General features: G+C 40.9%; 1 protein-coding gene. It reads left to right on the forward strand.

Features of this window, described 5'->3' with window-relative positions; all coding sequences use genetic code 11:
* Positions 1–609: 609 nt before the first annotated feature.
* Positions 610–1,083 (forward strand): hypothetical protein (locus IQ236_RS27570; protein WP_193872424.1); only part of this gene is annotated, 474 nt, incomplete at its 3' end.

Here is a 1,083-nt window from a genome sequence, read left to right on the forward strand (position 1 = left end):
GGGGAAAAATGAATTGATATTCAGGTAAACGCAGCATTGGAGCTAGAGCAGTCAGATCCTCGGCATTAGCACCCCAACCGTGCATTAACGCAATTAACCCTTCAGGAGGTTTTCTGGTTTCCGGTGGAATGGAGATAAACTTTAAAGCCATGATTGCAAGGGATTGATAACATTCATGGTTTATAAAATAACATGAGAGATTGAAAACTCAGTCTAAGATTGAATTAAACAAAAATTGGACAAATCACCTGCAATCATTTCAATTCCTTGAAATCCTAATTTTTGCTGAAGTGTTATTAGGTTGTTGTCAAGGGTGTCCCTGATTATGTAATATCATTAAAACTATTATGTTAAATTATCAGCAGTAAAAAACTTTTTTAAAGTCATCCACCATCCGGCATTAATCCGATCTATTTCTCAAAAATTAACGAAAAAATCAAATCAATTGTAGGGTGCGTAAGGCGCAGACGCACGCACCATCTTTTAGGGAAGAAATATGCAATACAATGCGATCGCACCATCAGCCCAAAATCTATTAATCCCGAAAAGAATTCTAAAAAAGGGAATCGATAAAATTGATTAGCGATCGCTTTTCCTATTACAGATGGTGTGTGCGGCTTTGTTTTACCCACCTTAGCGATCGCATCTTTCCCCAATACTTCCACTTCTATTAGAGATGGTGTGTGTGGCTTTGTTTTACCCACCTTAGCGATCGCATCTTTCCCCAATACTTCCACTTCTATTAGAGATGGTGTGTGTGGCTTTGTTTTACCCACCTTAGCGATCGCATCTTTCCCCAATACTTCCGCTTGTATTACAGATGGTGTGTGTGGCTTTGTTTTACCCACCTTAGCGATCGCATCTTTCCCCAATACTTCCGCTTGTATTACAGATGGTGTGTGTGGCTTTGTTTTACCCACCTTAGCGATCGCATCTTTCCCCAATACTTCCGCTTCTATTACAGATGGTGTGTGTGGCTTTGTTTTACCCACCTTAGCGATCGCATCTTTCCCCAATACTTCCGCTTGTATTACAGATGGTGCGTGCGGCTTCGCCTTACGCACCCTACAGTCTGTGGTTCTA

Source organism: Planktothrix mougeotii LEGE 06226, assembly GCF_015207485.1.
GTDB lineage: Bacteria > Cyanobacteriota > Cyanobacteriia > Cyanobacteriales > Microcoleaceae > Planktothrix.